The sequence below is a fragment of the Sphingomonas sp. SDUR79 genome, from assembly GCF_056821745.1.
This window is the reverse complement of sequence record NZ_JBPDIN010000001.1, coordinates 14,158-29,393: the sequence shown is the minus strand read 5'-3', so window position 1 is coordinate 29,393 and position 15,236 is coordinate 14,158. Positions and strand designations below refer to the sequence as shown.

The window sequence follows — 15,236 nt, the reverse complement described above, 5'->3', positions numbered from 1 at the left end:
GATTAGCCCCGCTCACCCTCGGTCGCGAGGTACCAGCGCTCGCCACCCTCCAGTGCCAGTGCGGTCAGCCGCCCGGTGGCGTAAGCGCCGGTGTCGATCCCGATGCGGTTGGGCAGCTCCTCGACCTGCGCCGCGATCGAATGGCCATGCACCACGGTCGCGCCGAAGCTGCCTTCGAAATTCAGGAACTGCTCGCGAATCCAGCGCAGGTCCTCAGGCTTTTGCCGGTCGAGCGCGACATGCGGCCGGATTCCGGCATGGACGAAACAATAATCGCCGATCCGAACCATGTCGGTCATCCGATGCAGGAACGCGACATGGTGTGCAGGCACGCGCGGGAGGAAATCGGCGACCAGCTCATCCGCAAGGCCCCGGTCGATCAGTTCGATCGGCGTGCCATAGCTCAGCAACGTCTCCTCGCCGCCGATCCGCAGCCAGAAGCGCATCGTTTCCAGATTGCCGCCGAGCGCCTTGAGGAACACCTCCTCATGATTGCCAAGCAGGAAATCGACCTGTCGCCCGCCGAAATCGCGCGTTGCCAACAGTTCGACCACGCTCGCCGAATCGGGTCCGCGATCGACCAGATCGCCCAGGAAGATGATCCGCGTCAGCGCCTGTCCCCGCGCCGCATCATCGGCATCGATCCGTGCGAGCAGATCGATCAGCAGGTCGAACCGACCGTGGATGTCGCCGATCGCATAGACCCGCTCGCCATCGGGCAGCGTCGCCGACGCGGCCGACATCGCTGGCGACGCCCCGAACAAATTCTTCAACTTCGACAAAACCACGTGCTTTTCCCGTTCCGGCGGCTGAGATAGGCGCATTGCCGCAGTGCCGCAATGCAGCGGCTTGACGCCATTACGCAAAAGGGCGACGGTCCGCGCCGAGGGGAAAGCATGACGATAGCCGGAACAGCCGTCGATGCGTCGCACGGGCGCGCCGCGACGTTGCCTGCGCTGCAGTATTTTCGTGCAGTCGCGGCGATTCTCGTAGTTGTGTATCACGCGGCCTGCGTCTTCGGCGCGGATGGCTACCAGCCCATCCGCAGCTGGGAAGTGAATTTTATGTTCGGCCATGCCGGGGTCGAGCTGTTCTTCGTGCTCAGCGGCTTCATTATCTGCTGGATCCACTACGACCGCGTTGGCGCGGCGGGCGAGGTGCCGAGTTACATCCGCAAGCGGCTGGTCCGCATCTATCCGCCGGTGGCGCTGGTGGTGATCGCGTGGGCAGCGCTCCGCTTCGCAGGCGGAATACCGATGCAGCCGATCGAATATCTCGTCTCGTTCACGCTGATCCCGTTCGAATTTGTCTATGCGCCCCCGGCATTGTGGACGCTGACGCATGAAATGGCGTTCTATGCATTGTTCCTGCTGGCCTTTATCCGTCGCTGGCTGTTCATCGCCGTGCTGCTTGCCTGGGGTGTGGCCGGCTATGTGCTGACGATGGTGCCAGCGTTGAGCGCGGCGCGCGACGCGATCCCGCTGGTCGGATCGGCCTATGCTTTCCTGTTCTCACTTGGTGTCGCCGCGTTCTTCATCGTGCGGGCGCGCTTCATCGTGCGGGCGCGTCCGGCCATCCCGGCATGGGGCAGAATGGCGCTCGCGCTCATCGGCCTCGCCATCTTCGCCTGGGCGGCGATGCGCGATGTAGCGCTGCTGCTCGGTCCGGTCGCACCCGCGGACTTTGAGCGCGCATCCCGCGCGCTGACGCCGTGGTTCGGCATTGCCGCCACGATCTGGGTCGTCGTGCTCGCGGATCCTGCAATCCGGTTCCGGGGCCGGCTGCACGCGGTGATGATGCTGCTCGGCAATGCGTCTTATGCCATCTATCTGTGGCATGAAATCCCGCAGCGTGTGCTGGGGCGACTGATCGGCAGCGTCGGGCTGGCCGGCCCCGATATGCGCTGGGCTGCGATCGGACTGATCGTCGGCAGCGGGATCATCCTGGGTGTGCTCGTCTATCTGTTCGTTGAAAAGCCGCTGCTCCGTTGGATCAATGGCCGGCTCGACGCGCGCCGCCACAAAACGGGGACCGTCCGTGTCTGATCGCGGGTCCGATTTGCTCGCATCTGCGGAAAATCCGCGTGCATCTGCGGACGCTTGGCCCTATTGGCCGGGCTCGCATGACGCCTTGTTGCCGCTGCACCCGCGGCTGCCCACGTCGAGAATCGGGATGATTGGCAAGCTGCTTCGGTACTTTTTCGGAATCGCGCAGGTCACCGTCCCGGCGCATGCCATGCAATGGGCGCTTGCACGTAATCTGTGCGCTGCCGAAATCCGCAGCTTTGGTCGCGATTTTAAGGGGGACATGGTCAAACGGGAGCCGCGCCGCCACAGCCTCGTAAGCGCCATCTGGAACAGCGACGACTGCATTGCATCGGCGGTGCCCGGCTGATGGGCAGGATCGACCTAGCGGCACCTGCGGTATCGGGTCCAGACGATCGCGTCGGGGCCTCAATCGCCAGCGAACCCGCACAGCGCATCGATGCGCTGACCAGCCTGAGATTTTTCGCGGCGCTTTACGTGCTGTTTCTCCACTCAGGCGCGTCCGCCCTCCGTGACGCAGTCGGAGATTGGGCCGCGCCGATCGTGAACTTCACGCTGAACGGATATCTTGGCGTAAGTCTGTTTTTTGTCCTTTCGGGGTTCATTCTTTCACACGTCTACAAAAACAAGATCGTGGACGCTGCCAGCACCCGAAAGTATTTTCTCGCACGCGTCGCCCGAATTTATCCGATTTACCTGGTCTCCGTAATTTTGGCGGCCGCGACTCTCCAATATCATCCCGAGGCACGGGCTGGTTTGGCCTGGCCGCAATTTCTTCTGCTTCATTCGTGGTTGCCGCTGGATACGCCAGTACCGATCCAACTATGGAACCCGCCTGCCTGGACCTTGTCTGTCGAGCTGGGTTTTTACCTTGTCTTTCCGCTCATCAGCATGCTGATCCTGCGAAGCAGGGGCTGGGCCATCGGGTTCGCTGTTGCCATGTCGATCATCATGATCGGTGCCGCGACACCCTCGGCGGTCGGACGACCACTCGTTTGGGAGTGGTTGGGCATGGTGCCGCTGCCGGTCGTCAAGCTACCGGAATTCATGCTCGGCATCGCGATGTACGGGATCGTATCCGGCTCATCCGGTGACAGGTTGCAGCGTTACGCCCCCGCACTATTGTCGATCGGCCTGCTCATGTCCGTGGTTTCGCTCGCCATATCCACCAGCGCATGGATATCCGGCTTTGCGGCTGTGGGGTTCGCACTTGTCATCGCGGCCACTTATGCGCTTCCACCGGGCGCATTTGTAAAAACGATGCTCGAACAGCACTGGCTCGTATTTCTCGGCGGCGCGAGCTATTGCATCTACATCCTGCAGACCCCCGTCCGTTACATTTTGGACGATCTGGTTTTCGGCGATGGGATGGTGACCAAACTGTCTTATTACCCGGTGCTCATTGTCGTTAGCGGGCTTTGTTTCCATTATATCGAAGAGCCCGCACGCCAATTGATCAAGCAATGGACCGCGAGACCATGACCATGATCGCTGCCAATTGGACCGGTCGGGATCGGAGCACTGCCTCAGCCCGGGACGGCGATCCGATGCTCGGCTTGGTGCCCGGCATTGCCGAAGTTTGCGGCACCTTCATGCTTCTTGTGTTCTACGGCATCGCGGTTGCGTATGGCGAGCAAGCTACCACGTTCGCCAACTATGTCGGACCGGTGCTGCTGTCGATGATCGTCGGCGCGGCCATTTACAAAATGATGATGGCCAATCGTCACACGCTGTGGGCGCCGTTGCTGTGGTATCGCGTCGCTGTCGTTGGTTATTTTGGCGTCGGATCACTCGCCACGCTTCTGCTGAACGAAGAAACACGCGCTATTGTCACGTCATTTTTCGACTTCTTCCCGCGAGACGTGTTGAAGTTCAACATCACAGTCGCCGTTTTTCATGCGGTGGTGTTGATCTTTACCGCCGCCATCATCGGCCCGCTGCGTTCGCGCCACGGAAGCTCAAAATTTCTGACATTTATATCGCCATCCAATCTGTCGATCAAATTTATCGGATTTACGTTCCTGACATTGGGAACTTTGGTCAATTATCTACTGATTTATCCTGCGACGTTGGAAGTATATAATTTTGAACTACCCAATGTCGCCATTCAAATTGGTTACCTGGCTTACATCGGTTACTTTTTGATTGCATATTGGGCTCTAAATAATAATAAACGTCGCTGGTTCTGGATCATATTTGCGCTGACTGTGATCGACTCGGTGGTCGGACTTATCGGGTTGAGCAAATACGCCGCACTGTTTCCCGTACTGATGCTCCCGGTGGCATACCTCTATCACAAGACAAGTTTTAGACGACTTGCCCTGATCGTTTCGATCATGATCCCTTATTATTTTGTCGTGGCCGATATCGTGACCGAGGGGCGCCGGTTGGTCCAACGAACGGAGGAAAATCGCGCGGTCCTGTCTGACACGTTGAGAGTGCTCAGCGCGCGTGCCGCCGGGGAAGACCAATCGCAGGCGGGTGGGCCGGAATATCAGATTGGCTGGGCGCGTCTGAGCTATGTCAATGCGGGCAGCTACGCGATCGCCGAATATGATCAGGGTTTGCCTGGCGATTCGCTGCGGGACATCTTCATCGTCTGGATTCCTCGCATCATATATCCCGACAAACCGGTGATTACCGACATTGGCCGCGAGTTCACGTTTCGCGCCAACGGCAATTACAATTCCTCGACGAGTCCCAGTATCCCTGCAGAAGGATATTGGGTCTTTGGCTGGTTGGGTGTAGGCCTGTTCGCCGTAGTTACGGCGACGGTGCTGGCATTGTGGTCGATCTATAGCGTGATGGCGCTCACGCGTGAGGCTTGGCACCTCTTGCTGGTGGTTGCATTGGGCATGCGCTTGGGTGTCCGCATCGACGGGATGCTTGTCATCGACGTCATCGGGCCGATCAGCGCCGCGGTCGTGCTCCACCTCGTTTGCCACTTCGCCAATCGGCTGTTGCCGCCCCTGACGGAAGCCTGATCCTATGTGCGGTATCGCCGGCATGTTCGCGCATCGCGACAGCGCACTCGCAATCGCCCCCGAGCGGCTGATCGCGATCCGCGATGCGATGGCAGCGCGTGGTCCCGATGGCGTCGGGCTGTGGATCGACGGCGAGGCGCGGGTGGGCCTCGCCCATCGCCGCCTGTCGATCATCGATTTGAGCGATGGTGGCGCGCAGCCGATGCATGACGACATCGGGCGCTACAGCCTCGTCTTCAACGGCGAAATCTACAATTACCGGGCGCTGCGTTCCGAGCTGGAGGCGCAGGGCCACCGCTTTGCCAGCGGGTCGGACACCGAAGTGCTGCTCGCGCTGTTCGCCGCGCATGGACCGGCGATGCTGACGCGGCTGCGTGGCATGTTCGCCTTCGCCATCTGGGATGCGCGCGAGCGTCGCATGACCCTTGCCCGCGATCCCTATGGCATCAAGCCGCTCTACTATGCCGACACCAACGGCCGCATCGCCTTTGCCTCGCAGGTCAAGGCACTGATCGCGGACCCGTCGATCTCGCGCGAGCCATCGCCGGCGGGGCTGACCGGCTTTCACCTGATGGGATCGGTGCCCGATCCCTTCACCATCTATCGCGCGATCCGCGCCGTCCCGGCGGGCAGCTGGATGACGGTCGATGCCAATGGCGTCAGCGCGCCGATGCCCTACGCCTCGGTCGCGCAGGCGATCGCTGACGGACACGACACCAGAAAAAGCGGGAGCGGCACCGTCGATGTCGTCGAAGCACTGCGCGACAGCGTCCGCCACCATATGGTTGCGGATGTCGAGGTCGGCGCGTTCCTGTCCAGCGGTGTCGATTCGGGTGCCCTGGTCGGGCTGATGCGCGATTGCGGAGCGGACCGGATCCGCGCCTGCACCCTCGCCTTCCCCGAATTTGCCGGAACGCCTGCGGACGAAGTGCCGGGCGCGGCATCGGTCGCGGCCCTGTATGGTGTCGAGCATCATGTCCGGCAGATCAGCGCGGAGGAGTTTCGCGGCGACCTGCCCGCGATTTTCGCGGCGATGGACCAACCGACGATCGATGGCATCAACAGTTGGTTCGTGAGCAAGGCGACCCGCGAACTCGGGCTTAAGGTTGCGCTGTCGGGCCTTGGCGGCGACGAATTGCTCGCCGGCTATTCGACCTTCCGCACGATTCCCCGGACGCGCCGCGTGTTCGGGCCGGTCGCGCACCTCCCCGGTGCCGGGGGCGCTGGCCGCGCCTTGTTGAAGCTGCTCGCCCCCGGCCTGCTCGCGCGCAATCCCAAGCTCGCCGGGCTGCTCGACCAGCCGCGCAGCTGGGCGGGCACCTATCTGCTGCGCCGCGCCGTACTGCTTCCGTTCGAGCTCGACGGCGCGATGGATCCGGGACTGGCGGCACAGGGCCTTGCCGAACTCGATCCTGAAGGGCTGATCACTGCGACGATGACGCCCGATCCGGGCAGCGACAATGGCCGCGTCGCCGCGCTCGAATCCGGCAATTACATGCGCAACCAGCTGCTGCGCGATTCCGACTGGGCGGGCATGGCGCATTCGCTTGAGATTCGCGTGCCGTTGGTCGACTTCACCCTGCTGCAAGCGCTCGCCCCGATCCTGCCGGGACTGACGCCGGGAGCGGGCAAGGCGATGCTCGGCAATGCACCGTCCACCCCGCTGCCCGACGCGATCGTCAACAAGCCCAAAACCGGCTTCGGCATCCCGGTCACCGGCTGGCTGAAGGGTGCGACCAAGGACATCCGCACCCGCCGGTCGGGCCGCGAATGGTCGGGCGAGGCGCTGGAGCGCTATTTCGGCAGTCCTTCAAGCCTCGCAGCATAACCGACATGGCGGACTGCGCATGAAAATCCTCGTTCTCACCCATTATTACCCGCCCGAGGTGAACGCCCCTGCCTCGCGCCTGTCCGAACATGCGCGTGTCTGGGCGCAGGCCGGGCATGACGTCACCGTCGTCACCTGCGTCCCCAACCATCCGACCGGACGCGTCTATCCCGGTTATCGCAACCGCCTGTGGCAGGAGGAGGAGCGCGAGGGCGTGCGCGTGATCCGGCTATGGACCTGGCTCGCGGCCAATGAAGGCTTTCTGCCGCGCATTGCCAATTTCGTCTCTTACCTGCTTTCGGTGCTGCTCTGGATGTGGCGGCTGCCCAGGGCGGATGTGGTTTTGTCCACCTCACCGCAATTCTTCTGCGGACTTGCCGGCTGGCTGCTCAAGCGCCGCCGCCGTCCCTGGGTGCTCGAGATTCGCGATTTGTGGCCAGAGAGCATTGTCGCCCTCGGCGCGATGAAGCGCGGTGCCGCGATCCGGCTGCTCGAGGCGATCGAAGCCTTTGCCTATCGTCAGGCCGATCTGGTGGTATCGGTCACCGATGGATTCGTGCCGCATATCCGCGAACGCCGTGGCGAAGGCAGAATTGCGGTCATCAAGAACGGCGTCGATCTCACCACCTTCACCACCCCGGACCCCGTCGCCGAGACCGATTTCCGCGCCGCGCACGGACTGACCGGCAAATTCGTCGCCGCCTATGTCGGCACGCATGGCATGGCGCACAAGCTTGAGACGGTGCTGGAGGCGGCGGCGCTGCTGCGCGATCGTTCGGACATCGCTTTTCTGCTGGTCGGCGACGGCGCCGAGCGCGCGCGGCTGGTCGGCGAAGTCGCCGCGCGCGGCCTCACCAACGTCGTCATGCTGGACCAGCAGCCCAAGGCGGCGATGCCCGCCATCTGGGCGGCGAGCGACGCTGCCCTGGTGCTGCTGCGCCGACTTGACGCCTATAAGACGGTGATCCCGTCGAAGATGTTCGAGGCGATGGCGATGGCCTGTCCGATGATCCTGGGGGTCGAGGGCGAGGCCAAGGCGCTGATGGAGGCGGGCGGCGCGGGGATCGCGATCACCCCCGAATCGGCGACGGAGCTGGCGGCCGCAGTGAGTCGCCTCGCTGACGATTCCGCCCTTGCCGCCGAATTGGGCAAATCCGGTCACGCCTATGTGGCGCGCGAATTCGACCGCCGCGTGCTGGCGCTTCGCTACCTCGAAGAGCTGGGATTGATCGCAGGACCATGCTCCGGGCGCGAGACGTTTTAATGTGCATTGCAGCAACTGCGTTAGTCCGATAGCGCCACATGCATCGACCGGGGGAATTTGACGATGCCTGAGACATTTGCGCCACTTGCGAGCGACGTGTCCGCCGACCAATTGAAGGAATCGGGTTCCCTTGGAATCCTGTCGTTCCTGCAGCGCGTGCTCCCGCGTGGGCGTGGCGCGGTGCCCCGCCAGCTTGGCCTGATGCTGACTGCGCCCGCGTCGCGTTTCATGACGACGCGCCATGGCGCCAAGCTGATGCTCTCACCGGGCAGCTTCGATGTATATGCCACGATGCGCGGCACTGGAAACGCATGGGATTATCACGATTTCGAGATCCTGCGCGCCGGTTTACCGGAAGACGGCGTTCTTTACGAAGTCGGCGCGAACGTCGGATATTTTGCGCTCGAACAGGCTTTCCTCGATCGATCGAGCAAAGTGTTTGCGTTCGAGCCGCAGACCGATCTCGCCGAGGCCATTGCGGGCAGCGCCAAGATTAATGGCCTCGACAACCTGACCGTCTTTAACACGCTGGTCGGCGATCATTCCGGAATGGCGACACTTTATCTGGCGCCAGGGTCGATCCATGCCAGCGGCGTCGCCGATTCGGGACGACCGGTGCGCGGTACCGTCGAGATGCAGATGATGGCGATCGATGACATGATCGCAGCGGGAGCGATCCTCCCCCCCGACATGATCAAGATGGATGTCGAGGGCAGCGAGGCACTGGTATTCCAAGGCGCAGCGAAGACGCTGCGCGATGCAAAGCCCAATATCTTCATCGAATATATCTCGGAATTCGACGTCGAAGACCGAATCCGTCGTGAGATCGAGACCCTCCTTGCCGATGTTCCGGAATACCGATTGCTCGGGTCGCCGCGAAAGTCGGAGGGCAAAGAGTATCACCACGCCCTGTTCCCGCTAACCAGCCCCGACCAGTGGCAAACCGTGGACAGCGTGTATCTGTTGAACGGTCAGCGCGCCGTACGAACTCCGGACATTCTCAAACCGTTCCTCTGACGTAGCGGGAACCAATCATGCAAATCGCCCAGCGACTCGGGCAAAGCCTTGCCTTTGCCCGACATGTCCCACCGGGCCAGATCGTCGCGCGGGCAGCGCTAATGGCGAAGCGGATGTGGTCGCTCCGCCATCCGCCACGACTAGATGTTGAATGTGGTGTCGCAGCGACCCCACCCCGGCCACGCTTTGCGCCGCGTACAGGCAAGATTGCGCGGCTGGCGGCAGGCTGGCGCTTCACCTTCGTTGGCCAGACGATCGATATGGGCGCGGCGATCGACTGGGAGGCGCCCGGGCCCGGCTTTCCCAATCGGCTGTGGCGGATGAACCTCCATTATATGGAGTATCTGGAGGGTCTCGACGCCGAGACGGGCCTCGCGCTGATCCGTCAGTGGATCGCCGCCAACCCGCCGTGGCAGCCGGGCTACTGGCATGACAGCTGGAACAGCTACACCGTGTCGCTGCGCGTCGTGGTGTGGATGCAGCGCATCGTGGCCTGGGGAATCGACCCCACCGATCCCGCGCTGGCGCCGATCCATGCGAGCCTTGCCGGGCAGCTGAATTTCCTCGAGCAAAATCTCGAGCTCGACATCGGCGGCAATCACCTCGTCAAGAATATCAAGGCGCTCGCCTGGGGTGCCGCGTTCTTCACCGGCGCCACCGCCGACCGCTGGCGTACGCGCGCGCTGGCGCTGCTCGACAAGGAACTGGCGCGGCAGGTGCTGGCCGATGGCGTCCATTATGAACGTTCGTCCTCCTACCACGCACAGGTGTTCGCGGATTTGATCGAGACGCGCGACGCGCTCGGTGCCGCTGCGCCCGCAGCGCTCGACCGCACCCTAGACGGCATGGCGCGCGCCACAGCATTGCTTGCGCATCCCGATGGCGGCCCGGCGCTGTTCAACGATGCCGGGCTGACCATGGCCTATACGCCCGCCGAGTGCCTGACCGCCTATACGGCGTCGACCGGCCACGGCGTTCCGCCACCCCAGGGCGGCTTCGCGCTCACGACCGCAGGCTATTTCGGGCTGCACACCCCGCTCCTGACCCTGATCGCCGACCATGGCCGGATCGGACCCGACGACCTGCCAGCGCATGCGCATGGCGATATCGGCAGCATCGAACTGTCGGTCGGGGGGCAGCGGATGATCGTTGACCAGGGCGTGTTCGAATATGTCCCCGGCCCGCGTCGCGACCAAAGCCGCAGCGCCCACCATCACAATGTCCTCGCCATCGACGGGGCGGAACCGGCCGATTTCTTCGGCGCGTTCCGCTGCGGCCGTCGCCCGCGCGTGTGGGTGAGCGAGGCCGAGGTCCAGCCGGACGCGCTGAAGCTGGCGGGTGGGCATGACGGCTATGCCAATCTCCCCGGTCGCCCGATCGTCACCCGCAGGATCGAAGCGCACGGCGACACCGTCCGCCTGCACGACCGGATCGAGGGCGCGATCTGGCACTCCGCCACCTGGCGGATGCTGCTCCACCCCGACTGCGAGGCGACCCTCGACGGCACGACCGCGACGCTGCGCGCGGGCAACGCACAGCTCACCATTCACGCATCGCAGCCGCTGCGTCTCGAATCTGCAACATGGTGGCCCGACATGGGCCATGAAACGCCGACGCAACGTCTGTGCTTGACACTCCCAAGCGGTTGTTTTGAGAGCGAAGTAACATTCATGGCCGCGTCGGTCGGGGAAACGGGGCTACAGTGAAACAGGTTGAACAAAATTATCGCAGCGGCGTGCTCCGGCTGATCGAGGCGCCGGTGCCGCGTTCGGGCCGGGGTCGCAACCTCGTCGCGACGCGCGTGTCGCTGATCAGCGCGGGCACCGAAAAGCAGATCATCGACCTGGCGCGCAGCTCGCTCGCAGGCAAGGCGATGGCGCGACCGGACCTGGTGCGCAAGACGCTGCAAAAGGTGCGCAACGAAGGGCTGTTGCCCACCGTGCAGAAGGTGTTCGCCAAGCTCGATACCCCGATCCCGCTGGGCTACAGCCTCGCCGGCACGGTGGTCGAGGCGGGCGCGGAAGCGGGCGGATACGCGGTCGGCGACCGCATCGCTTGCGCCGGAGCGGCGGTCGCGAACCATGCCGAATATAACGCGGTGCCCAAGAACCTGTCGGTCCGCATCCCCGTGGGCGTGTGCGACGAAGCGGCGAGCTTCGTCACGCTCGGCGCGATCGCGCTGCAGGGCGTGCGCGTCGCCAACCCGACTTTGGGCGAGCGGGTTGTCGTCATGGGGCTCGGCCTGATCGGCCAGCTCACTGTCCAGTTGCTCAAGGCCAATGGCTGCCGCGTGCTCGGCTTCGACCCCAATCCGGGCCGCGCGAAGCTGGCGCTGGAGATGGGCGCGGACGTCGCGGTCAGCGATGCGCTGGACGAGGCGGTGCGCGGCTTTACCGAGGGCTATGGCGCGGATGCGGTGATCGTCACCGCGTCGAGCAAGTCCTCGACCCCGCCCAACCAGGCCGCAGAGATCAGCCGGATGAAGGGCCGCGTCGTGATGGTCGGCCTGACCGGCATGGAGATCGACCGCGAGCCCTTCTACAAGCGCGAACTCGATCTGCGCCTGTCGATGTCCTATGGCCCTGGCCGTCATGACCCGGCCTATGAGCTGGAGGGGCATGACTATCCCCTCGCCTATGTCCGCTGGACCGAGCAGCGCAACATGCAGGCGTTTCTGGAGTTGGTCGCCGAAGGCCGTGTGACCCCGCTCAAGCTGGTCACCCATCGCTTCCCGATCGCGGAGGCGGAAGCAGCGTACAAGCTGATGGACACGGACGAGCCGTTCCTGGCGATCCTGCTGACCTATCCCGAGACCCCCGCGCCGATCGCGCGGTCGATCCCGGTTAATCCGGGCGCGGCAGCCGCGACCGGACGCGGCACCGCATTCATCGGCTTTGGCAACTATGCCAAGTCGGTGCTGGTCCCCGCGCTCAAGAAGGCGAGCAAGGAGCGGCTGACCACCGTCGTCACTTCGACCGGCCTGTCGGCGCATGACGCCGCGCAGCGCGAGGGCTTTGCCAACGCCGCGACCGATCCGCAGGCGGTGATGGACGATGCCGACACCGATTGCGTATTCATCGCCACCCGGCACGACAGCCACGCCAGCCTCGCCGCCGCCGCGCTGCGTGCGGGCAAGCATGTGTTCGTCGAAAAGCCGTTGGCGCTCGACCATGACCAGCTCGCCGATGTCGTCGCGGCAGCCGAAGGCGCACCGGGGGTGCTCACTGTTGGTTTCAACCGCCGTTTTGCCCCGATGATGATCGCGGCCAAGGCGGCGATCGCCTCGCGCGCCGGGCCGATCGCGATGCATTACCGCGTCAATGCCGGGCATGTGCCGGGCGACAGCTGGCTGCATGGCGCACAGGGCGGCGGGCGGATCGTCGGCGAGGCGTGCCACTTCGTCGACGCGCTCACCTTCCTCGCCGGCGGCCCGCCGGTATCGGTCAGCGCCTTCCGGCCCGAGGGGATCGACGACACCGTTTCCGCCGTGCTGCGCTTTGCCGACGGATCGACCGGCACGATCCTCTATTCCTCGCTCGGCGATTCGTCGCTGCCCAAGGAATATCTGGAGATTTTCGCGAGCGGCACGGTCGTCCGCCTCGACGATTTCCGCAAGCTGCACATCACCACCGGCGGCAAGACGACGACCCAATCCGCCTCGGCGCAGGACAAGGGGCAGGCGGGGCTAGTCAAGGCCTTCTACGCCGCCGCCCGCGACGGCGCCGCCGCGCCGATCCCGCTCGACGAACTGATCGCGGTGAGCCGCGCGATCTTCGCCATGGCGGGGGCAGACGCATGAGCGAGGCAGGCTATGGCTGGAGCGACGCCGGCGTGCCCGGCTCGTTCGGGGTCATGAACACCGCGTTGAAACGGCAAGTCGGCGCGCTCGCCTCCCGCCGCGTGCTCGATATCGGCGCCGGCCGCGTGCCCTATCTGTGGATGAGGATGGTCGTGCTGGCACGCCCGAAGCATCATGGCTGAGCGGGCAGTCAAACCGTCGATCACCGCGATCGTGCTGACCTTCAACGAGGAACTGCACATCGAGCGGTGCATCACGCGGCTGCTGCCGGCGGTCGCGCGCGTCGTGGTGGTCGACAGCTTCTCGACCGACCGCACCGTGGAGATCGCGCGCGCGCTCGGCGCCGACGTGCTTCAGAACAAGTGGAAGAACTACGCCGCACAGTTCCAATGGGGCGTTGACCACGCGGCGATTGCGACCAACTGGGTGCTGCGCATCGACTGCGACGAATATTACGAGCCGAAGGCGATCAACGAAATCGTCGAGCGCGTGGCTACCCTTCCTAACGAAGTGACGGCGGTGGAATGGCGGCGCAAGGTGATCTTCAAGGGACGATGGATCCGCTGGGGCGGCTATTACGACACGATCCTCACCCGGCTCTGGCGTCCCGATGCCGGTCGCATCGAGCAGCGCTGGATGGACGAGCACATTGTCATGGACCGCGGCGAAACGGTGCGCTTTTCGAACGGTGATCTGGTCGACGAGAATTTGAAGGACATCGGTTGGTGGATCGACAAGCATAATGGCTATGCGACACGTCAGATGATCGATTTCGTCAATCTGGAATATGGCCTTTTTGAAAGCGATCACCGCATCGCCCATGACGCGAACAAGAGCGCCAAATGGAAGCGCTTTCTGCGCAACCGTGTTTTTGCGCGCTCGCCACTTTATCTGCGCAGCGTGCTCTACTTCGTGCAGCGCTATTTCTTTCGGCTGGGATTTCTCGACGGGCGCACCGGGTTTCTGTTCCATTTCATGCAGGGATTCTGGAACTTCATGCTGATCGACGCCAAGATCGATGAAGCGCGCGAGTTTATTGCCGAACATGGCCTCGAAGCCTTTAAGTCGCACCTTGCCGAACGCCACGGCATCAATGAACTCAAGCCGGTCGATCCGGCATGAGTACGCGGCCCACCGTTATCACCGCGCTGGGCGCATTTTGGCCGGGGAGCGAGTCGACCGGGCCGAACATGAGCATCCGCGCGATGTGCGAGACCCTGGGCGACAAATTCGATTTCCGCATCGTCGCGCGTGACCGTCCGTTCGGCGCGGCGGAACCGCTGGTCGAGGCGGGGCGCTGGCATGACCTGGGATATGCGAAGGCCTGTTATCTGACGGTTGGGCGTACCGGCGCGCAAGGTCTCGTCAGACTGCTGAACGAGACGCCGCACGACATCCTGTTGCTCAACGGATTTTTCGACCGCGAATTCACCATTCCCGCGCTGATCGCCCGGCGGCTCGGGCGCGGGTCGCGCGCACCCGTAGTCCTGTCGCCGCGTGGCGAATTTTCGGCCGGGGCGCTGGGCATCAAGAGTGGGCGCAAGGCCGCGTATCGAGGACTTGTTACATTAACCGGACTGACGCGCGGCATTACCTTTCACGTCACAAGCGAGGCTGAGCGCGCCGATCTGCGCGCCGCATTCCCGGCCCACCGGATCGAACTGATCGGCAATGCACGCCCGGCCTTCCCGCTTCCCGCGCACCGCCCGCGCGGCGAAGGCGAGCCGTTCCGGGCCGCATTTCTCGGCCGCATCTCACCGGTCAAGGGGCTCGACGTTGCGCTCGAGACCCTGGCCCGGGTGCGTGCGCCGGTTGCCTATTCGATCTACGGCCCGATCAGCGATCCGGCGCATTGGGCGCGGTGCCGCGAGCTGATCGCCGCCCTCCCCTCGCATGTCACCGCCGAGCATCGCGGCGAACTCTCCAATGCCGAGGTCGCCGAGGCGATGGCCGGGCAAGATCTGATGTTCATGCCATCGCGCAGCGAGAATTTCGGTCACGCCATCTTCGAATCGCTCTGTTCCGGCACGCCCGTGCTGATCGGGACCGAAACCCCGTGGCGCAACCTTGCCGATGATCATGCCGGGTTCGACCTGCCGCTCGGCGACCGCGACGCGCTGGCCCGCGCGATCGATACGCTGGCACAGCTGCCTTCCGGCGAACTGGCGGCATGGCGGCGTGGCGCGCGCGCGCGGGCAGAGGCATTCCTTGCCGGCAACGAAGCCGCCGCCGAGATGACCGCATTGTTCCAGGAGCTTGCCCGCCGTGACGCTTGACCTTTCCCCATCGGTCTGCAATC

Annotated in this window: 13 protein-coding genes; 12 read left to right on the top strand and 1 reads right to left on the bottom strand. The window is 63.7% G+C overall.

Features of this window, described 5'->3' with window-relative positions; genetic code table 11:
* Positions 1-2: 2 nt before the first annotated feature.
* Positions 3-788 carry a metallophosphoesterase gene (locus ACRYLO_RS00130; protein ID WP_482658326.1) on the bottom strand — a complete coding sequence of 262 codons (786 nt, stop codon included), beginning with the start codon at positions 786-788 and terminating at the stop codon, positions 3-5.
* 108 nt (positions 789-896) lie between these two features.
* On the opposite strand from ACRYLO_RS00130, the gene ACRYLO_RS00125 reads away from it, so the two are divergent.
* The 12 genes from ACRYLO_RS00125 to ACRYLO_RS00070 all read left to right on the top strand — a co-directional run bounded on the left by ACRYLO_RS00125 (position 897) and on the right by ACRYLO_RS00070 (position 15,213).
* A complete protein-coding gene (locus ACRYLO_RS00125) occupies positions 897-2,045 on the top strand; it encodes an acyltransferase family protein (protein WP_482658325.1) in 1,149 nt (382 codons plus the stop codon).
* Positions 2,046-2,172: 127 nt separating this feature from the next.
* The gene (locus tag ACRYLO_RS00120) at positions 2,173-2,394 is read left to right on the top strand and encodes a hypothetical protein (protein WP_482658324.1); all 222 of its coding nucleotides are present in this window, start codon (positions 2,173-2,175) and stop codon (positions 2,392-2,394) included.
* Positions 2,394-3,527, top strand: a complete 1,134-nt coding sequence (locus ACRYLO_RS00115; protein ID WP_482658323.1) for an acyltransferase family protein — start codon at positions 2,394-2,396, stop codon at positions 3,525-3,527. Before ACRYLO_RS00120 ends, ACRYLO_RS00115 begins: the two co-directional genes overlap by 1 nt.
* Positions 3,509-5,029: a hypothetical protein gene (locus ACRYLO_RS00110; RefSeq protein ID WP_482658322.1), complete on the top strand. Its 1,521-nt coding sequence runs from the start codon at positions 3,509-3,511 to the stop codon at positions 5,027-5,029. The genes ACRYLO_RS00115 and ACRYLO_RS00110 overlap by 19 nt, the downstream gene beginning before the upstream one ends.
* Positions 5,030-5,033: 4 nt before the next feature.
* A complete protein-coding gene (gene asnB / locus ACRYLO_RS00105) occupies positions 5,034-6,857 on the top strand; it encodes an asparagine synthase (glutamine-hydrolyzing) (protein WP_482658321.1) in 1,824 nt (607 codons plus the stop codon).
* A 19-nt stretch (positions 6,858-6,876) separates the two neighbouring features.
* Positions 6,877-8,121: a glycosyltransferase family 4 protein gene (locus tag ACRYLO_RS00100; protein ID WP_482658320.1), complete on the top strand. Its 1,245-nt coding sequence runs from the start codon at positions 6,877-6,879 to the stop codon at positions 8,119-8,121.
* A gap of 63 nt (positions 8,122-8,184) precedes the next feature.
* On the top strand, positions 8,185-9,138 hold the full coding sequence (locus ACRYLO_RS00095) for an FkbM family methyltransferase (protein WP_482658319.1): 954 nt from the start codon (positions 8,185-8,187) through the stop codon (positions 9,136-9,138).
* Positions 9,139-9,155: 17 nt separating this feature from the next.
* Positions 9,156-10,844 carry a heparinase II/III family protein gene (locus tag ACRYLO_RS00090; protein WP_482658318.1) on the top strand — a complete coding sequence of 563 codons (1,689 nt, stop codon included), beginning with the start codon at positions 9,156-9,158 and terminating at the stop codon, positions 10,842-10,844.
* The gene (locus ACRYLO_RS00085; protein ID WP_482658317.1) at positions 10,841-12,937 is read left to right on the top strand and encodes a bi-domain-containing oxidoreductase; all 2,097 of its coding nucleotides are present in this window, start codon (positions 10,841-10,843) and stop codon (positions 12,935-12,937) included. The genes ACRYLO_RS00090 and ACRYLO_RS00085 overlap by 4 nt, the downstream gene beginning before the upstream one ends.
* Positions 12,934-13,119, top strand: coding sequence for a hypothetical protein (locus tag ACRYLO_RS00080; protein WP_482658316.1), 186 nt, complete (start codon positions 12,934-12,936; stop codon positions 13,117-13,119). Before ACRYLO_RS00085 ends, ACRYLO_RS00080 begins: the two co-directional genes overlap by 4 nt.
* The gene (locus ACRYLO_RS00075) at positions 13,112-14,059 is read left to right on the top strand and encodes a glycosyltransferase family 2 protein (RefSeq protein WP_482658315.1); all 948 of its coding nucleotides are present in this window, start codon (positions 13,112-13,114) and stop codon (positions 14,057-14,059) included. Before ACRYLO_RS00080 ends, ACRYLO_RS00075 begins: the two co-directional genes overlap by 8 nt.
* On the top strand, positions 14,056-15,213 hold the full coding sequence (locus ACRYLO_RS00070) for a glycosyltransferase (protein WP_482658314.1): 1,158 nt from the start codon (positions 14,056-14,058) through the stop codon (positions 15,211-15,213). The genes ACRYLO_RS00075 and ACRYLO_RS00070 overlap by 4 nt, the downstream gene beginning before the upstream one ends.
* Positions 15,214-15,236: the final 23 nt, after the last annotated feature.